The sequence below is a fragment of the Mobilicoccus massiliensis genome, from assembly GCF_000826525.2.
Taxonomy (GTDB): Bacteria; Actinomycetota; Actinomycetes; order Actinomycetales; family Dermatophilaceae; genus Mobilicoccus; species Mobilicoccus massiliensis.
The window spans coordinates 105950-128279 of the sequence record NZ_LN651327.1; the positions used below are offsets into that span (position 1 = coordinate 105950).

Consider the following 22330-nt stretch of genomic DNA (forward strand, 5'->3'; position numbering starts at 1 on the left):
AGGATCGACGGGCGACGGGCCACGCCACCGAACGCGGCACAGGCGGACCCGCGTGGATCCGCCTGTGTCACACATTGATCGGCGGCCGAAGCCGCAGTCGACTCACACGTCGAGAGTGAGCTCGTGACGGGGGTTGAGGTCGCCGGGCCCGCCGTAGTTGCCGCCGGGCGTGATGATCGTGCCGGCCTCACCGTCGAGCATCTTGACGGCGTCGTCGAGCTTGCCGATGGCCGCGAGGTCACCCGTGAGCTCGACGAACCGGCAGGCCGCCTCGATCTTCGGACCCATCGAACCGGCCGGAGCACCGAGACTGCGCAGGTACCCGGGCGTCGTCGTCGTGATGGCCTCGGCGTGATCGGTGCCGAAGTCCTTCATGACGTTGGGCACGTCGGTGAGGATGATGAGCGCGTCGGCCTCGAGGGACTCGGCCAGACGACCGGCCGACAGATCCTTGTCGATCACCGCCTCGACACCCTTGAGCTTGCCGCGCTCGTCACGCACCACCGGAATGCCACCACCACCGGAGCACACCACCACCGCACCGGAGGACAACAGCAACCGGATGATGCGCGTCTCCACCACCCGCTGCGGCTCCGGCGAGGCAACGACACGACGCCACTTCGGGCCATCCGGCTTGACGACCCAACCCATCTCCTCGGCCTTCTGCCGAGCAGTGGCCTCGTCGTACACCTCACCCACGAACTTCGTCGGATTCTCGAACGCCGGATCGTGCGCCATGACCAGCGTCTGGTTGATCAACGAGGCAACCTGCCGACCCGGCAGGTTGTTCTGCAACGACTGCAACAACCAATACCCGATCATGCCCTGCGTCTCGGCACCGATCGTGTCCAACGGATACGGCTCCGACAACGACGGATCCTTGGCCGACTCCAACGCCAACACACCCACCTGCGGGCCGTTGCCGTGAGTGATGACCAACTCGTGCTCCTCCGCCAACGGCGCCAGAGCCTTCATCGCCTTCTCCGCGTTCGCCCGCTGCGTCTCGGCATCCGGCTTCTGACCGCGCTCCAACAAGGCGTTCCCACCCAACGCGACGACAATGCGCATGACAATCCTCTCGCTCACTCTTACCGGTCGGCCGTGTGTTCCGGGTGACGTGCCGTTCGTTCCTCGTCAGTCAGCCGCTTCTTTCTGGGTGACTTCCTGGACCTCAAGGCCCGGGAGGACCCGCGACTTCGTCGGGAGTCCTACCGTGCCGTTCGCTTCTCGTCAGTCACCATGCCGTTCCTTCTTCGTCAGCCAGCCATTTCTTCTGGGTGACTTCCTCGACCTCACGGCCCGGCAGGACCCGCGACTTCGTCGGGGGCCCTACCGTGCCGTTCGCTTTTCGTCAGTCACCATGCCGTTCGCTCCTCGTCAGTCAGCCACTTCTTCTGGGTGACTTCCTCGACCTCTCGGCCCGGCAGGACCCGCGACTTCGTCGGGAGTCCTACCGTGCCGTTCGCTCTTCGTCAGTCACCCAAGGTCGCGACCATCACGGCCTTGATCGTGTGCATCCGGTTCTCGGCCTGGTCGAAGACGATCGAGGCGTCGGACTCGAAGACGTCGTCGGTGACCTCGAGAGCCTCCATACCCGTCTTCTCGTAGATGTCCTCACCGACCTTGGTGTTGCGGTCGTGGAACGCGGGCAGGCAGTGCATGAACTTGGTGTTCGGGTTGCCGGTGGCGGCCATCGTCTCGGCGTTGATCTGGTAGTCCTTCAGCAGCCCGATGCGCTCGTCCCAGACCTCCTTGGGTTCGCCCATCGAGACCCACACGTCGGTGTACAGGTAGTCCGCGCCCTCGACGCCCTTCTTGACGTCGTCGGTGACGGTGATGCGCGCACCCGTCTTCTCGGCGATCTTGCGGGCCTGCGCGACGATCTCGCCCTCGTTCTGCAGCGACGCGGGCGCGACCATGCGCACGTCCATGCCGGCCATCGCGCCGGAGATCAGCAGGGAGTTGCCGACGTTGTTACGGGCATCGCCGAGGTAGGCGAACGCGATCTGCGACAGCGGCTTGTCGGAGTGCTCCATCATCGTGAGCTGGTCGGCGAGCATCTGGGTGGGGTGCCACTCGTCGGTCAGGCCGTTCCACACCGGCACCCCGGCGTACTCACCGAGGGTCTCGACGAGCTCCTGCTTGGAGCCGCGGTACTCGATGCCGTCGTACATGCGCCCCAGCACGCGGGCCGTGTCCTTCATCGACTCCTTGTGCCCGATCTGAGAACCGGAGGGGTCGAGGTAGGTGACCCCGGCGCCCTGGTCGTAGGCCGCGACCTCGAAGGCGCAGCGGGTGCGGGTGGAGGTCTTCTCGAAGATGAGGGCCACGTTCTTGCCGGTGAGGCGCCGCTGCTCGGTACCGGCGTACTTCGCGGCCTTGAGATCGGCCGACAGACGCAGCAGGAACGCCCATTCCTGCGGGGTGAAGTCGAGCTCCTTGAGGAAATTGCGGTTACGCAGGTTGAAGGCCATGACTCTCAGACGTCCTCTCTCTGGATGGGGCAACTCATGCAACGGGGGCCACCGCGGCCACGGCCGAGCTCACCGCCGGCGATGGTGTGGACCTCGACCCCGTTCTCACGCAGGTAGGTGTTGGTGACGGTGTTGCGTTCGTAGGCGACGACGACACCCGGTCGCACCGTGAGCACGTTGCAGCCGTCGTCCCACTGCTCGCGTTCGGCGGCGGCCTCGTCCTGGTCGGCGGTGAGCAGGCGCACCGAGTCGGCGCCGATGGCCTCGGCGAGCACGGTGCGCATCTGCTCGGGCTCGTGGCTGGAGACCGAGAAGCCCACCTCGCTGTCGTCGGGTCGAAGGACGAACGAACGCAGTTGCGGCAGGTTGGCGTAGTAGGTGAACGAGTTCGCGTCGACCATCGACATCACCGTGTCGAGGTGCATGACCGCCCGGTACTTCGGCATCTCGAGGCCGATGACCTGCGTCGCCGCCTTCTGGGCGAACAGCGCGCGGGCGAGGCGTTCGACGGCCTGCGGGGTGGTGCGTTCGCTCATGCCGACCATCACGGCGCCGTTGCCGATGACGTGGACGTCGCCGCCCTCCATCGTGGCCTGTCCCTGGCCGAGGCCGTCGCCCCAGTAGTCGAAGGAGGCGTTCTGCATGCGCGGGTGCCAGCGGTAGATCGCCTGGTAGTTGAGGGACTCCCGCATGCGGGCGACCTTCTGCATCGAGTTGATCGAGACGCCGCCGTAGACCCAGCAGGAGGTGTCACGGGTGAAGAGGTGGTTGGGCAGCGGCGGGAGGATGAAGTCCTTGTCGGCCATCGAGCCCAGCAGCACCGAGGACGTCGACAGATCGCCGTACTCGCGCGCCTCGGCCAGGGTCATGCCCCCGATGAGCATCTCGGCCAGCGTGTGGTCGTCCATGCCCGAGAGGATCCCCATGAGCGGGTCGATCGCGCCGGGCCCGAAGACGTCCTCGTCGAGGAGCCGGGTGAGCAGGAAGTCGCGGGCGTCGTCCACGGCGAGAGTCTCTTCGAGGAGCTTCTCGAGGTAGAACACCTCGACCCCGAGGTTGCGCAGCACGTCGGCGAACTGGTCGTGCTCCTCCTGCGCCTTCGGAACCCAGGGGAGCTCGTCGAACAGCAGCCCCTCCTTGTTCGTCGGGGTGAGGCGCTCCAGCTCGCGGCCGGGCCGGTGGAGGATGACCTGTTGAAGCTGCCCCACTTCGGAGCCGACGTACGACATGCACTTCCCCTTTCGTGGGTGCTGACCGGGCAGAGTCGTGCCCGACCAGCGGTGATGCCTGGGTGCACGATCAGGCTAACGTGGCGCGACCCGCGCGCGTGAGGGGTTCGGCGATCATCCACGGCTGCTCTCGGGCCGGTGCGCGTTCCGGTCTCGACGCGTGATCGTGACGGGGTGCGAACGGCGCCGGAAACGACGGCTGTCTCGGCGTCAGGGGTCCGGGACGGGTAGTCCGTGGGGTTCGTGTCGGGCCTGCTCACAGGGGTTGTCGGTGGCGGCACCTACGCTCGGTGGTGACGAGAGCGACGGCGAGTCTGCACGAGCCGGCGCACGGGTTCGAAGACGACATATCGGACGCACGCGAGGAGGCTGCATGACCCTGCACCTGCACCGGGGGACCGACACCTCCGCGCTCGCCCGCGGGCTGGCCGGCATGCTCGCCGAGCCCTTGCCCGATCCGCTGGCTCAGGAGCTCGTCGTCGTCCCGGCCAAGGGCACCGAACGGTGGCTCACCCAGCGCCTCTCGCACCACCTCGGCACCTCCGGCGGCACGGCCCTCGGCGCCGATGGTGTCTGCGCCGGCGTGCGGTTCGTCTCCCCGGCCTCGCTCGTCGGGTTGCTCACCGGGCGACGCTCCACGTTCTCCGGCAGCGGAGCCGACGACCCGTACGCGGTGGACCGGCTGACCTGGACGGTGCTCGACGTCATCGACACCCATCTCGACGAGCCCTGGCTGCGCACCGTCGCCCGGCACCTGGGGCGCGAGCATTCCGGGCTGGAGGCCGAGCTGCGCCTCGGCCGCCGGTACGCGGTCGCCCGCCACCTCGCCGTGCTGTACGCCGACTACGCCCTGCAGCGACCCGGGCTGCTGACCACTTGGCGCGAGGGCCGGCTCGACGGGAGCGAGGGTGACCTGGAGTGGCAGGCCCGGCTGTGGACGCTCGTCGTCGACGAGATCGGCGCGGCGGCAGGTGCGGCGGCTCCCGCGACTGCCTCCGGGCTCGGCGGGGAGCTCGCGCCGCACACACCGCCCGACGTTCGGCACGCGGCGGTGGTGCGGGCGCTCCGTGAGACCCCAGGGACGTTCGACCTGCCCCCGCGGCTCTCGATGTTCGGCCACACCCGCCTGGCCGCCACCGAGATCGAACTGCTCGGCGCGCTCGCGACGCACCGCGACGTGCATCTCTGGCTTCCGCAGGCCTCACCGGTCGCGTGGGATCGGGTCGCCGAAGCCGTCGCCGAGGGGCCGGTGCGCCGCGCCGACGACACCTCGGCTCGGCTCGTGCGGCATCCCCTGCTCGCCTCGCTCGGTCGCGACGCCCGCGAACTGCAGCGCAGTCTCGCCGGCACGGGTGCGGTCGACCACGGTCCGCAGCCCGCCGACCCTGCACGGGAGCGGCACGGCGACGTCTTGGCGTGGCTGCAGCACGACCTCGCGGCCGACGCGCCGGGCGACGCCGCCTCGACGCGCGTGTTCGACGAGAACGACGACTCGGTGCGCATCCACGCCTGCCACGGGCCGGCGAGGCAGGTGGAGGTGCTGCGCGACGTCCTCACCGGCCTGCTGCAGGACGACCCGACGCTCGAGCCGCGCGACATCCTCGTCATGTGCCCCGACATCGAGGAGTACGCGCCCCTGTTCGGTGCCGCGTTCGGCCTCGGTGAGGAGGTCGGTGGGTTCGCCCACCCCGCCCACGGGTTCCGGGTGCGCCTCGCCGACCGGTCGCTCGTCGCCACCAACCCGCTCTTCGGCGTCACCCTCGCCCTGCTCGACCTCGCCGGCGGCCGGGTGACCGTCTCGCAGGTCGTCGACCTCGCCACGCATCCGGCGGTGTCACGTCGGTTCCGGTTCGACGACGACGCGCTCGAGAAGATCGAGGCGTGGATCGAGCAGGCGGGCATCCGCTGGGGGCTCGACGCCGAGCATCGCGCGGGCTATCAGCTCTCGTCCTTCGGGCAGAACACCTGGCGCGCCGGGCTCGACCGGCTCCTGCTCGGCGTGACGATGGCCGAGGGCGTGGCGGCCGACGACGCCACGGGTGGGTTCGCTCGCCGCCACCTCGGCGAGGTACTGCCGGTGGACGACGTGGGCAGCGGCGACATCGACCTCGTGGGTCGGTTCGTCGAGTTCACCGACCGGATGACTGCCACCCTCGAGGCCCTCCTCGCGGCCGGCGGGGTGCGGGAATGGATGACGGCTCTGCGCGCCGGTGTCGCCTCCCTCACCTCGGTGGCCACCGTCGACGAGTGGCAGCAGGCCCAGCTCGACCGGGAGCTCGCCATGGTGGCCGACTCGGCGCGCACCGACACCCGGATGCGTCTCGCCGACGTACGCCGGCTGCTCGACCGGCGCCTCGGTGGGCGTCCGACCAGGGCGAACTTCCGTACCGGCACCCTGACGATCTGCACGATGGTGCCGATGCGCTCGGTGCCGCACCGGGTCGTCGCACTCGTCGGCCTCGATGACGGCGTGTTCCCCCGCGCCGAGACCGTCGACGGTGACGACGTGCTGGCCCGTGACCCGCGCACCGGCGAGCGCGACCGGCGCAGCGAAGACCGCCAGCTCCTTCTCGACGCGGTCATGGCGGCGCGCGAGCACCTCGTCATCACCTACAGCGGGGCGAGCGACCTCGACGGCTCGACCAGACCGCCCGCCGTGCCCGTCGGCGAGCTCATCGACGCGGTGCACGCCGTGGCGCCCGGGATCGTCGACGAGGAGGGCCGTTCTCGCATCGTCCACACTCATCCGCTCCAGCCGTTCGACCCGCGCCTGCTGCGTCAGGAGTCGCCGCAGACGTTCGACCGGGCGGCCTACTCCGGCGCTCAGGCGCTCGCCGGGCCCAGGGCCCCCAAGGACCCGTTCCTCGCCGGCGCCCTGCCCCCGCGACCCGAGACCGACGGCGACGTCGCCCTCGACGACCTGCAGGCCTTCTTCGCCAACCCCGCTCGCGCGTTCCTCCGCGACCGCCTCGACGTGCTCCCCATGCGCGAGGAGGAGACCGAACTCGACGCGATGCCGGTCGAACTCGACTCGCTGGGCAAGTGGGGAGTGGGCGATCGGATGCTGCGTGACGCCCTCGCCGGCCTCCACCCCGACGACGCCGTCGCCGCGGAGGCCGCGCGCGGCCTCGTGCCACCGGCGCGGCTCGGCGAGCGCACGGTGACCGACGTCGTCGGGGTCGTCTCCGCGCTCATGCGCACGGCCGGACCTCTGCGCGTCGAACCAGCCCGAGCCGTCGACCTCACCGTCGAGCTGCCCGGCACGGGCGGACGGCGGCTCACGGGCACGGTCTCGGGGGTGCACGGCAACGACGTCGTCACGGTGTCCTACTCCGCCCTCTCGGCCAGGTCACGCATGCGGGCCTGGATCGACCTGCTCGCGCTCACCGTGGCCCGGCCCGAGGTGCCGTGGGTCGCGCACGTCGTGGCCCGCCACCGCGGCGGGGCCGTCCACCGCGTCTGGGGGCCACTGCCTCCTACCGCCGCCGCGCAGTGGCTCGCGGACCTCGTCGACGTGCGCGATCGCGGCCTGTGTGAGCCGATTCCCTTGCCGCCGAAGGCTTCTCTCGCGTTCGCCGAGGCCGCCTCGCGGCGTCGCGACCGCCAGGCCGACGACCCGTACGCCTCGACGCGCGACGACGGGTCGCCGATCGACGCCGCGCGTGCGGCGTGGGAGACCGACCGCAGGCGGTCGGATCCGTTCCCCGGCGAGCACGCCGATCCCGCCTTCGCCCGCATCCACGGCGAAGGCGCCGCGCTCGAGGTGCTCTTCGCCGGCTCGGCGCCCGACGAGACGTGGAACTCCGAGCCCACCCGGTTCGGCCGGTACGCGGTGCGGGTGTGGGAGCCCGAGATCACCAACGGCAGGAGGGTGTGATGACGCCGGTCATGGGCACGTTCGACATCACCGCCCCGCTGCCGGAGGGCACGGTGCTGCTGGAGGCGAGCGCGGGCACGGGCAAGACCTGGACCATCGGGGCGCTCGTCACCCGGTTCGTCGCCGAGGGCCGCGCCGAGCTCGATGAGATGCTCGTCGTCACGTTCGGTCGCGCCGCCAGCCAGGAACTGCGGGCCCGGGTGCGTGAGCATCTCGTCGAGGCCGCGCGGGCGCTCGCCGATCCCGCCGGTGTCGAGGACCCCGACCCTGTCGTCAGGTTGCTCCTCGACGCCGACGAGGCCGAACTCGCGAACCGTCGAACGCGGATCATCGACGCGTTGGCCACGTTCGACTCTGCGACCATCGCGACGACGCACCAGTTCTGCCAGACCGTGTTGCGCTCGCTCGGTGTCGCCGGTGACACCGAGCGTGACGCCCAGCTCGTCGACGACGTCAGCGACCTGCTGCGCGAGGTCGTCGACGACCTGTACCTGCGCGGATTCGCCCGTGACGAGGCGACGCCGATCTTCTCGCTCGCCGAGGCCCGAGCCATCGCGCACGACGTCATGCTCGACCCGCAGGCCCGCATCGTGCCCGCCGATGCTCCGGCGGGCAGCCCGGCCGCGCGGCGGGTCGGGTTCGCGCGCAAGGTGCGTGAGGAGATGGCGGTCCGCATGCGCCGTGGCGGCCTGCTCGGCTACGACGACCTGCTCAGCCGGCTCGCCGATGCCCTCGACGCGCCCGAGTCACCGGCCGCCGAGCGCATGCGGCAGCGGTGGTCGGTCGTGCTCGTCGACGAGTTCCAGGACACCGACCCGGTGCAGTGGGCCGTGCTCGACCGCGCGTTCCGGAAGCACGCGACGCTCGTGCTCATCGGCGACCCCAAGCAGGCCATCTACGCGTTCCGCGGGGGCGACATCGTCACCTACCTCGACGCCGCCCGCACCGCGACCACCCGCCAGACCCTCGGACGCAACTTTCGTACCGACGGCACGTTGCTCGCACCGCTGCAGGTCGCGCTCCGCGGCGCCCAACTGGGCGAGGAGGGCATCGTCGTGCACGACGTCGACGCCGCCCATCCCGGTCCGCGGCTGCGCGGGGCCCCGTCGAGCGACCCGTTCCGGGTGCGCGTCCTCGACCGCGCGACGCTGAACTGGCGGGCCGAGCGGCTGCCGAGCGTCGGCAAGATCCGTCCGATCGTCGCCGACGACGTCGCCTCCGAGATCGCCGCGCTGCTCGCCGCGAAACCGACCTTCGACGACCCGAAACGCCCACTGCGACCGATGTGCCCCGCTGACGTGGCCGTGCTCGCGCACACGTCCCGGCAACTGCAGTACGTGCGAGAAGCGTTGCAGAGCAGGGGGATTCCAGCGGTGCTCGCCGGCACCGGCAGTGTGTTGGAGACGCCGGCCGCTGCCGACTGGCTCACCGTGCTCCTCGCGATGGACGCCCCGCACCGCACCGGGCTCGTGCGTGCCGCCGCCCTCACCGATCTCCTCGGCTACTCGGCCGCAGCCCTCGACGCCGGCGGTGACGCACTCACCGACGAGCTCGCCGGGCGGCTGCGACGGTACGCCGAGCTGTTCGCGGCCCGCGGGCTCGCCGCGGTGATGGCGATGATCGACGCCGAAGGCCTCTCGGCCCGCATGCTCTCCCGGCTCGGGGGCGAGCGCGAGCTCACCGACCTGCGCCACCTCGCCGAGATCCTCCACACCGAGGCCCACGACGACCGGTTGGGGCTGGTCGCCCTCATCACCCGACTCACCGACCTACGCGACGACGCCCGGCGTACCGGAACGTCCACCCGTCGTCGGCGTCTCGACAGCGATGCCGAGGCCGTTCAGCTCGTCACCATCCACGGCAGCAAGGGGCTGCAGTACGACGTCTGCTTCGTGCCCTACCTCTGGGACCGGTGGGTGCCCGACGAGCCCGAGCGACCCACCTTTCACCTGCCGCCCGACGAGAACGGCCATCGGGCGCGGGCCATCGACGTCGGCGGCAAGCGCGGCGACCGCAAGGCGGTGCTGGCCGCCCACGCGCAGGAGGAGGCGGGGGAGTCGCTGCGCCTCGCCTACGTCGCGCTCACCCGGGCCCGGGCCCAGGTCGTCGCGTGGTGGGCACCGACCGTCAACACCTGCCGGTCGCCGTTGCACCGTCTGCTGCTCGGACGCACGGCGGGTGAGGCCGAAGTGCTCGACGTGGTCCCGATCGCCTCGGACGCCGAGATCGTCTCCCACCTGCGCGGATGGCAGGAGGCGGGTGGTCCGGTGATCGAGCCCGCCCGGCACGCCGACGTCGTCGAGGCCGAGCCGGCCTCCGGCATCGGCGCGCTCGGCGTGCGGGAGTTCACCCGGCAGATCGACCTCGCGTGGCGCCGCACGAGCTACAGCTCCCTCACCCGCGAGGCCGGGGTGCACGCGCTCGGGGCCGTCGTCACGAGCGAGCCGGAGACACTCGGGACCGACGACGAGTCCCCGTTGCCGGTGGAGGAACCGGCCCCGCTCGCAGGCGACCTGCCCTCGCCGATGGCCGGCCTGCCCGTCGGCGCCCGGTTCGGCTCGCTCGTCCACGCCGTGCTCGAGGAGGCCGACCCGCAGGCCGCCGACCTGCGCACCGAGTTCCTCGACCGCATCGAGGAACTGCGGGTCGCCTGGCCGGTCGACCTCGACGCCGACGTGCTCGCCGACGCCCTCGTCGCGGTGTGCGACAGCCCGCTGGGGCCGCTCGCCGGAGTCACGCTGCGCGACATCGCTCGCGGCGACCGGCTGTGCGAGGCCGAGTTCGAGCTCCCGCTCGCCGGGGGCGACGAGCCCGGTGGCGACGCGCTCGCCGAGGTACGTCTCGGGCAGATCGCCGCCCTCCTGCGTGCCCATCTGCCCGAGGACGACCCGATCCGCCCGTACGCCGACGAGCTCGACCGCCCCGAACTCGGCGGTCAGTTGCTGCGCGGATACCTCACCGGCTCCCTCGACCTGATCCTGCGCGTCGGCGAGCGGTACCTCGTGGCCGACTACAAGACCAACTGGCTCGGCCCGTTCGACGAGCCGCTCACCGCCGCGTCCTACGTGCCGGAGAGTCTCGATGCGGCGATGGGGCACTCCGACTATCCCCTGCAGGCGCTGCTCTACGCCGTCGTCCTCCATCGCTATCTGCGGTGGCGGCTGCCCGGCTACGACCCGGCGACCCATCTGGGCGGGGTGCTGTACCTCTACGTCCGGGGAATGTGCGGCCCGCGGACTCCGCTCGTCGACGGGCGACCCTGCGGCGTCTTCTCCTGGCAGCCCCCGCCGGCGCTCATCGAGAAGATCTCGGCCCTGCTCGACGGAGGTGTCGCATGAGTTCGTCGTTGACCATCGCTCCAAGCACCGGCAGCGGCACCGGCACAGTTACCGGCACCGATGTCGATGTGCGGCACGCCCTGCGCGCCCCGGAGCCGCTCGCGACGTTCAACCGGGCGGGTTACCTGCGGGCGGCCGACGCCCACGTCGCCACCCGGCTCTCGTCCCTCGTCGGCGAGACCGATCCCGACGTCGTCCTGGCGTTCGCGTTGCTCGTTCGGGTGGTGCGCGACGGGTCGACGTGCCTGCGACTCGAGACGGCACGCGAGCTCGCACCCGAGGTCGTCGACGATCCGGACGCCGACGACGAGGCGGCACCCGAGGCGGTACCGGCGGGGGTGCCCGTGCCGGAGCTGCCGTGGCCCGACGCGACGACGTGGGTCGGACGGGTCGTCGCGAGTCCCCTGGTCGCGGGCGGCGTGCTGCGTCACGACGACGGCCTGCTCTACCTCGACCGGTACTGGGGCGAGGAGCGCAGCGTGTGCAGCGACCTGCTGCAACGGCGACAGACCCGGCCGCCGGAGGTCGACGACGAGCGTCTGGAGGCGAGCCTGCGGCGGATCTTCCCCGGCGAGGGGTATGCCGAGCAGCGCGAGGCCGTCGGGCGCCTCGTGCGCTCCACCACCGGCGTGCTCACCGGCGGCCCCGGCAGCGGCAAGACGACGACGGTCGCCGGCTTCCTCGCCGTGCTCGTCGACCAGATCACCGCAGACGGCGGGCTCCCGCCGCGCATCGCCCTCACCGCGCCGACCGGCAAGGCCGCGGCGCGCCTGCAGGAGGCCGTCGCGTCGGCCTCCGCTCGCTTCCCCGAGGACGCCCGCGCGGCTCTCGCCGGCCTCGAGGCCTCGACACTGCACCGCCTGCTCGGGTGGCGGCCCGGATCACGGACCCGCTTTCGTCACGACCGCGCCAACACGTTGCCGCACGACGTCGTGGTCGTCGACGAGTCCTCGATGCTCTCGCTCACGCTCACCGCGCGACTGCTCGAGGCGCTGCGGCCCACGACCCGGCTCGTCCTCGTCGGCGACGCCGACCAGCTCGCCTCGGTCGACGCCGGTGCGGTGCTCGGCGACCTCGTCGGCGGTCTCGGCCGCGCAGACGACACGTGCAGCACCGATGCCGCCGGCGCCGCCGATGCCGCTCCCGCCTCCGATGTCGACCCCGCCTCCGATGTCGATCCGGCCCCCGGCGACGCCGACGCTCCCGACGCTCCTCCCGAGACCGACCCACGTGCCCTGGAGGCGGCCGACGTCGCCACCGTCGTGCGGCTCACCGGTTCGCACCGCTACACCGGGGCGATCGGTGAGCTGGCGCGAGCGGTGCGGGCGGGCGACGCCGACACGGTGATCGACGTGCTCCGCAGCGGCGAGGGCATGCGACTCGTCGAGGACGAGGATCCGGCGACCGTCGTGCGGCCGCGTCTCGTCTCGCACGCCGTGGCCGTCCGCGCCGCGGCCCGTGCGGGCGAGGCCGAGGAGGCACTCGACCTGCTGGGGCGACACCGCGTGCTGTGCGCCCACCGCGCGGGCCCGTTCGGGGTGCGCACGTGGAACCGACGCATCGAGTCCTGGCTCACCGAGGAGACCGGCGACGCGCTGTACGACCTCATGTACGTTGGCCGGCCACTGCTCATCACGACGAACGACCACACCCTCGGCCTCTACAACGGCGACACCGGCGTCGTCGTCGCCCCCGCCGAGCCCGGCACGCCCCCGACGGCGGTCCTCGCGGGTGCGGCGGGCACGGTGCGCATGGCCGCGACCCGCCTCGCCGACGTCGAGACCATGCACGCGATGACCGTGCACAAGGCACAGGGCAGCGAGGTCGACGACATCACGGTCATGCTCCCGCCGGGCGACTCGGCCCTGCTCACCCGCGAGTTGCTCTACACCGCGGTCACCCGCGCTCGCCGCTCCGTCACGGTCGTCGGCAGCGAAGAGGTCATCCGCGACGCACTCGCCCGCCGTGCCCGCCGAGCGAGCGGCTTGGCGGGTCGGTTGCGCCGGGGCTGATCCCACCCCCGGCCAGGCCGGATCAGCAGGGACGCGTCGCCGGAGCCCGCTCGGCGGTCTTGCCCGGGTCGCGCTCGGCCACGCCTGCGAGGGTCTGCTCGACGCGCGCCATGATGCTCTCGTCGAGCGAGACACCGACCGCCTTGACGTTCTCCTCGAGTTGCTCGGGGCGTGACGCGCCGACGATCGCGGAGGCGACGTCGTCGTGCTGCAGCACCCAGGCCAGCGCGAGCGCGGGCATCGAGAGTCCGGCGTCCTCGGCGATGGGCCGCAGTTCCTGCACGGCGGTGAGCAACTCGTCGTTCATGAACGACGACATCGACTCGCCGACCTCGGAGTCGGCCGCGCGCGTGCCCTCCTTCGGAGCCTGCCCGGGCAGGTACTTGCCCGAGAGGATGCCCTGCGCCATCGGCGACCACACGATCTGCGAGACACCCAGCTCGCGACAGGTGGGAACCACCTCGTCCTCGATGACCCGCCACAGCATCGAGTACTGCGGCTGGTTGCTGATGAGCTGGATACCGAGCTGCTGGGCGAGGGAGTGCCCGGCGCGGATCTGTTCGGCGGTCCACTCGCTCACACCGATGTAGAGGGCCTTGCCCGCGCGGACGACGTCGGCGAAGGCCTGCATCGTCTCCTCGAGCGGGGTCTCGGTGTCGTACCGGTGCGCCTGGTACAGGTCGACGTAGTCGGTCTGCAGCCGACGCAGGGAGGCGTCGATCGACTCCATGATGTGCTTGCGGGAGAGGCCGCAGTCGTTGTGCCCGCCCGGGCCGGTGGGCCAGTACACCTTGGTGAAGATCTCGAGGGACTCGCGCCGTTCGCCCTTGAGCGCCTCGCCGAGGACCGTCTCCGCCTTCGTGTTGGCGTAGACGTCGGCGGTGTCGAACGTCGAGATGCCGAGGTCGAGCGCGGCCCGCACACACCGGGTCGCGGTCTCGTTCTCGATCTGTGAGCCGTGGGTCAGCCAGTTGCCGTACGTGAGTGCACTGATCTTGAGGCCGCTGTTGCCGAGATGACGGAATTCCATACGGGCAGGCTATGCCCGGCGCTGTCCGCCGGCACGGCGGGAACACGGCAGTACTCTGAGCGCCATGACGCGCCGCGCGTGGCCCCTCGTCGTTCTCGCCGTCGTGCTCGTCGGCTGTGCCGCTCCGGCGCCGGAGCCGTCGACACGCTCGATCCCGAACGCCGTCACCCCGGGTTCTCCGGTACCGATACCGCCGTCGTCCTCGCCCTCGTCCGGCTCGTCGTCGGAGCCGTCCACGTCTGCGGAGCCGTCGACGCCTCCGGAGTCACCAGGGTCCCCGACGTCGCCGCAGCGCATCACCCTCGCCTTCGCGGGCGACGTCCACTTCGAACGCCAGCTCGCGCCGAGGCTGCGGGACTCCGACGAGGCCTGGTCGAGGCGTCTGCCCGAGCTGGCCGCGGCCGACTTCGCGATGGTCAACCTCGAGACGGCGATCACCGAACGCGGCAGGCCCGCGTCCAAGGCGTACACGTTCCGAGCCCCTGCGGTGGCCCTGGCCAAGCTGAAGGCCGCGGGCGTCGATGCGGTGAGCATGGCGAACAACCATGCCGCCGACTTCGGCCGCCAGGGCGTGGAGGACACGCTCGCGGCGGTGAAGGACAGCCCGATCCCCGTCGTCGGTTTCGGCGCGGACGAGCGCCAGGCCTACGCGCCCGCGACGTTCGACGTGCGCGGCGTCAAGGTGGGGGTGATCTCCTCAATGGAGATTCCCGAGCAGACGTACGCGAACTGGTCGGCCGGGCCGGACAGTGCCGGCGTCGCGCAGAACGTACGCCGCGACCGTTTCACCCGGGCGGCGCAGGATGCCGTGGCGAACCACGACCTCGTGATCGCGTTCCTGCACTGGGGTACCGAGGGATCGACGTGTCCGAACGAGCGGCAGGTCGAGACGGCACGCATCCTGCGCGACACCGGGGTCGACGTCATCGTCGGCACCCACGCCCACCGGCCACAGGGCTCGGGCTGGGACGGGCGGGCCTTCGTCGGCTACGGCACCGGCAACTTCATCTGGTACAACACGAGCGCCGGGTCCCGCTCCTCCGGGATCCTCACCGTCTCGGTCGACGCCGACGCCGCCCGCGCACGAGGCGCCCAGGATGCGGCGGCGCGCGCGAACGGGCCCGGCCTCGTCCGCTCCTACACGTGGACGCCCAAGGTCATCTCCCCCGGCGGCCTTCCCGAGACCCCCACCACGTCGCGACCTCGCCTCGAGCGCGCGGCCCAGAACGCGAGGTCGTGTTCGGGTCTGGCGCAGAGCCCCCAGTGAGGGTCGCGTGTCTGCGCCGGGAGCGGCGCACGACGCGACCCGGCTCTCTCCCAGCCTCGTGATCGATCGTTCACGGCGTCGATCGGAGCCGTCATGAGTCTCACCAGCCCACTGTTCACGTGGTTCGTCCGGGTCGCGCTCGTCGTGGTCCTCCTCTGGGTGGTGGTGCGGTGGGGTGCGGCCGCCCGCACCACCGTCCTCGGGGTCCTCAAGCGCGTCCTGAGTCTCGTCGTCGTCATGGTGCTCGCCGTGCTCAACGTGCTCGTCCCGATCAACGCCGAGTACGGCTGGTACAGCTCGTGGAGCGACGTCTGGAGCGACCTCACCGGCAACTCCGCGGTCGTGCCCGCCGGGCAGACGCGCGGCCTGGGCCCGGGTGAGTCGACCCGCGCGCACGTCGGGCAGAGTCCGCTCGCGACGCTGCCGACCTCGGCACGTGACCGGGTTCCGCTCCAGCTCACGAACACCGCGGTCGGCGGCTACCAGACCTTTGAGGTCCCCGGACCCAAGAGCAAGTACACGGGCCAGGTCACCGTGTGGTTCCCGCCGGAGTACCGGCGTCAGAGCAGCGCGACGTTTCCCGTGCTCGAGATCTTTCACGGCTACCTGCCGGCCCCGCTCGCGACCTTCCGGGTCTTCCACATGGACCAGGTCCTGCACCGCCTGAGCGAGAAGGGCCGGATCCGGCTGCCCATCCTCGTCATTCCGCACTGGGCGCCCGACCGGCTCGACACCGAATGCGTCGACGGAGGACGGCCCGGCACGCCCGCGATGGAGACGTGGCTGACGCAGGACGTGCCCGCGTGGATCTACGAGAACTTCCGCGTCCCCGCCTCGCGCGAGGCGTGGGCGACGATGGGCTACAGCGCCGGCGGCTGGTGTTCGCTCATGGCGACGATGCTGCATCCCACCACGTACAGCGCAGCGATCTCGCTCGGCGGGTACGCGCGGCCCGACTTCGACCCGCCGTACGTCCCGTTCGGCAAGGACACCCCGGCCTGGCAGCGCTACGACCTGGTGCGACTCGTCCAGCACAAGCCGCCGGCGGTCGCGGCGTGGACCCTGACCTCGGCGCCCGACAAGCTTTCGGCCCCGTCGACGACCGCACTGACCCAGGCGGCGCGGCCCCCGTTCTCGGTGACCCCCACCGTGTTGACCACCGGGGCGCACCGCGCCGAGGTCTGGGAGCCCTACATCGAACCGTCGCTGGCATGGTTGGGGCACGCGAGTCCCGGGTTCTCCTCGACCCGGTGACCGCGGCCCGGCTCGAGGCCTGACGCGACGACGCGTCGGGCGGCAATCGCATCGCAGGAGACCGCCATGATGTCGACCCTCCATCCGCTCCTCACCACCGGGCAGTTCGACGCCCTCATGAACGACCTGTTCACGATGGGTATCGGCCCGGTCGACAAGGTGGTGCGCACGGTGTGCGTCTACCTCGGCATCGCCTTGTTGTTGCGGGTGGCCGGCAAGCGGCTCATGGCGCAGATGAACAGCCTCGACCTCGTCGTGGTCCTGCTGCTCAGCAACGTCGTGCAGAACGCGATCATCGGCGACGACAACTCCCTCTCCGGCGGCCTGCTCGGCGCGGTCGTGCTCGTCGTGGTCAACGCCGCTCTGGACCGGCTCTCGCATCGCAGCGCCCGCGTGCGGTGGCTTCTCGAGGGTTCGCCGACCGTGCTCGTCCGCGACGGCAACGTGGACGAGACCGCCCTCGCCCGGTTGGGCATCACCACCTCGGAGTTGCGGCAGGCGCTGCGTCGCCAGAGTGCGGACTCCGCCCGCGAGGTGAAGATCGCCCAGATCGACCCCGGCGGCGCGATCGTCGTCGACCTGCTCGCCGACGAGCAGAGCGTGAGCCGCGCCGAGCTTCGCGCCGCGGTGGCCGAGCTCTCCGAACTCATTCGAGAACGCCGCTGACCTGCGCCGGAGCCGGGTACGGCATCGACCGCAGGGGCCGCTCGCAGCAGCGTCGTCCACAGTGCGATCGCACACCGGCGTGTCGTCCACAGGCAGGTTCGAGGCGTCGCTCATGCATGCTCCGCCGCAGTGCAATGGGGGCGACGAGCGGGCGAGCACGGGAGACGGCATGGCGTGGACACAGGCGGAGAGCGGCCATTCGGCGGATGTCTCGGACATCCGCGCGGCGGGTGTCCGGTTGCGCGAGGTCGCGGCCGGGTCGGCCACGGCCCGCCGGTACGGGCCGCTGCGGGGTGCCGGCGAGGCGGCCGCGGTCGAGGCGGCGGCAGCGCGGTTCCGCACGTCGTGGACGGCGCGTCTGGGTGAGTGGGAGCGGACCGTCGGCGCCTTGGGCGAGGGGGTCACGGTCATCGCGGCGACGATGGCCGAGCAGGACCGGCAGGCCGCGGAGCCCTGGCGGGTCCTGGCCGCGAGGGTCCCCCGATGAGCGGGCTGCCGGAACTCGAGGCCGGAATGGCCTCGATCGCGGCCCTTCCGGAGGCGCTCTTTCACATCGACGCCTCGCCCGCGGCGCTGCGGGCCTCCGCCGTCGCCTACGGCGTCTTCGCGTCCCACGCCGTCGGTGCGCAGCAGGCCGTGGAGAGTCTGACGGTGCCGAGCTGGGCGGGCAGCGAGGGGGAGCTGTACCGGCGCCGACTCGCGTCGTACGCGCCGATGCCCGCCGCGGCGCAGGAATCTTTCGCTCGGTTGCACCGCGTGGTCGACGAGCTCGCGGGGCGTCTGGAAGATCTCGACCGTCGCATGACCGTCCTGCGCGGCGCCGCCCGAATCGCCTGGCAACGGTGGGACGAGGCCCGGGCGTACCTCCTGGCCCGAGCCGGCGACAACCCCCTCCTTCGGCTCGATCCCACGCTGTCCGGCCCCGGCCCCACGTTCCGCCTCCCGGGACTGCCGCCCGGGGTCGGAGACCTGCGCCGGGAATACGAGGCCTACGAGGAGCAGGCGCGACACCTGCATCGGCTGGTCGCGCAGGCAGCCCAGGAGGCCGCGACCGCCATCGACCTCGTGTCGACCCCTCCCGAGATGCCGGCACCGGTGTCGTCCACGGCCGTCGCGGGCTCCGCCTTCGGACCGAGCGTAGTGGGCCGCACGACATCGAGGTTGCTGCTCGGGGGCACGGTGGGGGCCGTCGCCGGTGAATTTGGGGCCGAGACGCAGGTCGTCGAGCTCTCCGACGGCACCTGGGAGACACGGGTGACGCTCGACGGGTACGCCGGTGGGCGGGTGGGGTGGCAGGCTCCGTGGCTCGGAGACTCCGGCGGCACTCACGGCGGTTCGGGGCCGGCGGGCCCGTCCGGTGGAGCCGCGACCACGCCGGGTCTTGCCGTCGACCTCGACCAGCGTGAGCTCGGAGCCGAGGCCGCGGCGGGGCTCTCGACGGGGGCGACGCTCATCTGGGTGTCGACCTCCAAGGCGGAGGCCGAACGCAAACTCGCCGAGGCCGGCCGGATCCTCGCGACCCACCCGATGCTCACACCTCAGACGCTCGCGCGCCGCCTCGCGCCCGACGGCATCGCGACCACGGCCGCCGTGCAGGCGCGGGCCGAGGCCAGGGGTGGGCTGGGCGAGACGGCGGTCGGCGCGCACCTTCAGGGCCGGATCGGCGTCGGCCGGGAGGTACGCCGTGACGGCTCCGTCACCACGTCCTTCGAGGTCGGCGGCAGCGTCGGAGCCGAGCATCCGGTGGTCGACAAGGGCGTACGGCAGCAGACGTACGGCGCCGGAGCCGGTTTCAAGGCGGCGGTGCGAACCGACCGCAGTGGCGCCGGGGTGCTGACGGTGACGACTCGCACGGACGATCCGAAGTCGGGGACGTACGTGCTGGGCGACAAGTCCCGGCGTCTCACCCCCGCCGAGGTCAAGCAACTCGACAGGGCGGCCGCCGATCTGGCCACCGGCGGTCTCGACGGCCCGAGCGCGGACACCCGTCGCGCCCTCGACCTGCTGCGTCAAACGGCCGAGGCCGACCCGCTGTCCCCCGAGGTCCAGAGCGGGCAGATGGACTATCGCCGACAGACGTACGGGACGCGCTCCGACGGGTCGCCGTTCACGGTAGGGGTGGGGCCGCTCGAACTCGAGGTCGGCGCCGAGCGCACCGAGGAGTTCGCGCTGGATCGGGGCCGGTCATGACGGCCGGAGGAGCGTGCCGTCTGACAGGATGCCGAGCATGGCGTGCATGGACGAGTTCGGGCAGCCTGTGGGCCGCGCGGTGTCGTGGACCCCGCCCGCCACGTTGCCGGCGCTCACCGCCACCGGACGCACGGTCGCCATCGCACCCCTGGCGCTCGAGCACGCCGAAGGCCTCTGGGAGGCGCTGGGGCCCGGCAGATCCCAGTGGACGTACATGTCGGTGGAGCCGCCGACCGGCGTCGACGACCTCCGCCGCATCGTCGCCGGCTACCTCGAGGCCCCCGGCTGGGTTCCCCACGTGATCACCGGCCTCGACGGTGGGGTTCTCGGAATGGCGAGCCTTCTGCGCATCCGGCCCGCGGAGGGCGCGGCCGAGATCGGCGCCATCAGCTACGGCGTTCGGCTACGGCGCGCCACGGCCGGTACCGAGGCGATGACGCTGCTCGCCGAACACGCCTTCTCCGCCGGGTACCGCCGCTACGAGTGGAAATGCGATGCCCTCAACGCGGCGTCCCGCGCCGCCGCCACGCGGCTCGGGTTTCGCTTCGAGGGGATCTGGCACAACGCGCTCGTCTACAAGGGGCGCAACCGCGACACGGCCTGGTACGCCATGACCGATGACGACTGGCAGCGCATCCGGCCGGTCCACGAGGCGTGGATCGAGGGCACCGAGACCGGCGCGAACGGGCACCAGGCGTTCCGCCTCTCCGAGGCCACCGCCGCACTCTGGGACGACGAAGGAGACACCCGATGACCCACCCGACCGATCGCCAGGGCGCCCCCGTCACCTCGGACCTCGACCGGCCGCTCGCCGGGGTCGAGATCGTCTCGATCGCCCTCAACGTGCCCGGCCCGGTGGCCGTGCGTCGCCTGCAGGATCTCGGCGCGTCGGTGACGACGGTGCTCCCGCCCGCCGGCGACCCCCTCGAGCAGTACTCTCCGCCGTGGTTCATCGCGCTGCACGCGGGCCAGCAGGTGCTCACCCTCGACCTCAAGACCGAGACCGGGGCGGCCCGCATGACCGAACTCCTCGACGCCGCAGACCTGTTCGTCACCTCGTCGCGGCCCTCGGCCCTGCGGCGCCTCGGCGTCGACTTCGAGACCCTCTCCCAGCGGCATCCCCGCCTCGGTCAGATCGACATCGTCGGCCACCCCGGCCCCGACGCCGAGATCGCCGGCCACGACCTCACGTACGAGGCGGTCGAGGGGCTCGTCCGCCCGCCCGGCCTGCCGACGACGTTCGTCGCCGACCTCTCGGGCGCCGAACGGGCGGTGAGTGAGGCGCTCGTCGCTCTGCGCGTCCGCGACACCACCGGACGCGGATGCCGCCGCGAGGTCGCCCTGGCGCAGACCGCGCACGACTTCGCCGCCCCGGCGCGGTACGGACTCACCGCCTCGACCGCCCACCTCGGGGGCGGCTACCCCGCGTACTCCCTCTACCGGGCCGCCGACGGCTGGATCGCCCTGGCCGCCCTCGAACCCCACTTCCTCTCCCGCACCCTCGAACTGCTCGACGTCGACGGCAGCGCCGAGTCCTACGCCGCCGTGTTCGCCACCCGAGCGGCCGCCGAATGGGAGGCCTGGGCCACCGAGCACGACGTGCCCCTGGTCGCCGTCCGTGAGCCGGGTGGGGTCACTGGGCCCTGATCGGGCATCATCGCTCCTGGTCACGACACCCGGTTCGTGACCGGATCGACGAGGAGATGGTCGTGGCCCTGCGCCAGCACCTGGCCGACACGAGGCCGCTGCACAACCCCTTCTTCCGGCGGCTGTGGACGGCCAACATCGCCACGGTCATCGGGGCCCAGCTCACGATCGTCGCGGTGCCCGCGCAGATCTACCTCATCACCGGCTCGTCGGCCTACGTCGGTCTCACCGGCGTCTTCGGCCTCGTGCCGCTCGTCGTGTTCGGCCTCTACGGCGGCGCGCTCGCCGACGCCGTCGACCGGCGCACCCTGCTGGTCGTCACGACGTGGGGTCTCATCGTCACGACCGCCGGCTTCTTCGTGCAGGCCGCGCTCGGCAACCGCAACGTGTGGCTGCTGTTGGGCCTGTTCGCGTTGCAGCAGGCGTTCTTCGCGGTCAACCAGCCCACGCGCAGCGCGGTGCTGCCCAAGATCCTCGAGCCCGAGCTGCTGCCGGCCGCCAACTCGCTGTCGATGACGCTCTTCGGGGCGGGTGCCGTCGTCGGTCCGCTGCTCGGCGGCGTCCTCATCCCGCTCGTCGGACTGTCGTGGCTGTATCTCATCGACACCGTCACCCTGTTCGCGACGCTGTGGGCGGTGGTCAACCTGCCACCGCTGCCCGTCGAGGGCGAGACGAGCCGCCCCGGCCTGCGCTCGGTCGTCGACGGACTGGTCTACCTCGGGGGCCACCGGGTGCTCATGATGTCGTTCGTCGTCGACATCATCGCGATGTTCTTCGGCATGCCGCGGGCCCTGTTCCCCGAGGTCGCGCACGTCTCGTTCGGAGGGCCGCCCGGCGGCGGCCTCGCCTACGCGGTGCTCTTCGCCGCGATGCCCGCCGGCATGGTCTTCGGCGGCGTCGTCTCCGGCTGGGTCTCCCGCGTCGAGCGCCACGGGCTCGCGGTGGTCGCCTCGATCGTCGTCTGGGGAGCCTCGGTCACCGCGCTCGGGTTCGTCGTCCTCGCGGCCCACGGGCCCTCGACGGTCCTGCTCACGCTCGCGGCCGTGGCCCTGGCCGTCGGCGGGGCGGCCGACATGGCCTCCGCCGCGTTCCGGCAGAGCATGCTGCAGGCCTCGGCGTCCGACGCGGTGCGCGGACGCCTGCAGGGGGTGTTCATCGTCGTCGTCGCCGGCGGTCCGAGGCTCGCCGACGTGGTCCACGGCGCCGCCTCGCCCCTCGTCGGCCCCGGCTGGACGATCGCCGGTGGCGGCATCCTCACCGTCATCGGCGTACTCGTCGCCGCCGCCCTCGCGCCGGTGTTCATCCGCTACCGCGCCTGAGCGTCTCGTCGCACGCACCTCGTCGCA

The 22330-nt window shown here is 71.7% G+C and carries 15 protein-coding genes; 11 read left to right on the forward strand and 4 right to left on the reverse strand.

What is annotated here, in order from left to right; translation table 11 throughout:
* Positions 1 to 102: 102 nt before the first annotated feature.
* The 3 genes from arcC to BN1197_RS04990 form a co-directional block, all read right to left on the reverse strand.
* Positions 103 to 1068 (reverse strand): carbamate kinase, encoded by a 966-nt coding sequence (arcC, locus tag BN1197_RS04980; protein ID WP_040156871.1) that lies wholly within the window; start codon positions 1066 to 1068, stop codon positions 103 to 105.
* Between the two features lie 404 nt (positions 1069 to 1472).
* Complete coding sequence (gene argF / locus BN1197_RS04985; RefSeq protein WP_040156873.1) at positions 1473 to 2474, reverse strand: ornithine carbamoyltransferase; 1002 nt, start codon at positions 2472 to 2474, stop codon at positions 1473 to 1475.
* Positions 2475 to 2479: 5 nt separating this feature from the next.
* Complete coding sequence (locus BN1197_RS04990; protein ID WP_040156875.1) at positions 2480 to 3703, reverse strand: arginine deiminase; 1224 nt, start codon at positions 3701 to 3703, stop codon at positions 2480 to 2482.
* A gap of 373 nt (positions 3704 to 4076) precedes the next feature.
* Between BN1197_RS04990 and recC the strand changes: the two genes are divergently transcribed.
* The 3 genes from recC to recD are packed head-to-tail and all read left to right on the forward strand — an operon-like array spanning position 4077 to position 12930.
* The gene (recC, locus tag BN1197_RS04995; RefSeq protein ID WP_040156877.1) at positions 4077 to 7580 is read left to right on the forward strand and encodes an exodeoxyribonuclease V subunit gamma; all 3504 of its coding nucleotides are present in this window, start codon (positions 4077 to 4079) and stop codon (positions 7578 to 7580) included.
* Positions 7580 to 10918, forward strand: coding sequence for a UvrD-helicase domain-containing protein (locus BN1197_RS05000; protein ID WP_245851829.1), 3339 nt, complete (start codon positions 7580 to 7582; stop codon positions 10916 to 10918). Before recC ends, BN1197_RS05000 begins: the two co-directional genes overlap by 1 nt.
* A complete protein-coding gene (recD, locus tag BN1197_RS05005) occupies positions 10915 to 12930 on the forward strand; it encodes an exodeoxyribonuclease V subunit alpha (protein WP_082043646.1) in 2016 nt (671 codons plus the stop codon). Before BN1197_RS05000 ends, recD begins: the two co-directional genes overlap by 4 nt.
* A gap of 22 nt (positions 12931 to 12952) precedes the next feature.
* Here recD and BN1197_RS05010 read toward each other — a convergent pair whose 3' ends face one another.
* A complete protein-coding gene (locus BN1197_RS05010) occupies positions 12953 to 13960 on the reverse strand; it encodes an aldo/keto reductase family protein (RefSeq protein ID WP_040156879.1) in 1008 nt (335 codons plus the stop codon).
* Positions 13961 to 14024: 64 nt separating this feature from the next.
* On the opposite strand from BN1197_RS05010, the gene BN1197_RS05015 reads away from it, so the two are divergent.
* The 8 genes from BN1197_RS05015 (at position 14025) to BN1197_RS05050 (ending at position 22303) form a co-directional block, all read left to right on the forward strand.
* Entirely contained in the window at positions 14025 to 15227 is a 1203-nt protein-coding gene (locus BN1197_RS05015) for a CapA family protein (protein ID WP_082043647.1), read from the forward strand.
* 93 nt (positions 15228 to 15320) lie between these two features.
* Complete coding sequence (locus BN1197_RS05020; protein WP_040156882.1) at positions 15321 to 16481, forward strand: alpha/beta hydrolase; 1161 nt, start codon at positions 15321 to 15323, stop codon at positions 16479 to 16481.
* Positions 16482 to 16547: 66 nt separating this feature from the next.
* A complete protein-coding gene (locus tag BN1197_RS05025) occupies positions 16548 to 17147 on the forward strand; it encodes a DUF421 domain-containing protein (protein WP_217991154.1) in 600 nt (199 codons plus the stop codon).
* 169 nt (positions 17148 to 17316) lie between these two features.
* On the forward strand, positions 17317 to 17634 hold the full coding sequence (locus BN1197_RS05030) for a hypothetical protein (RefSeq protein ID WP_040156883.1): 318 nt from the start codon (positions 17317 to 17319) through the stop codon (positions 17632 to 17634).
* A complete protein-coding gene (locus BN1197_RS05035; RefSeq protein WP_096807367.1) occupies positions 17631 to 19337 on the forward strand; it encodes a hypothetical protein in 1707 nt (568 codons plus the stop codon). The genes BN1197_RS05030 and BN1197_RS05035 overlap by 4 nt, the downstream gene beginning before the upstream one ends.
* Before the next feature lie 37 nt (positions 19338 to 19374).
* Complete coding sequence (locus BN1197_RS05040) at positions 19375 to 20091, forward strand: GNAT family N-acetyltransferase (protein WP_040157217.1); 717 nt, start codon at positions 19375 to 19377, stop codon at positions 20089 to 20091.
* Positions 20088 to 20984 (forward strand): CoA transferase, encoded by an 897-nt coding sequence (locus tag BN1197_RS05045; protein WP_052466036.1) that lies wholly within the window; start codon positions 20088 to 20090, stop codon positions 20982 to 20984. The genes BN1197_RS05040 and BN1197_RS05045 overlap by 4 nt, the downstream gene beginning before the upstream one ends.
* 62 nt (positions 20985 to 21046) lie before the next feature.
* Entirely contained in the window at positions 21047 to 22303 is a 1257-nt protein-coding gene (locus tag BN1197_RS05050; protein ID WP_095999860.1) for an MFS transporter, read from the forward strand.
* Positions 22304 to 22330 lie beyond the last annotated feature (27 nt).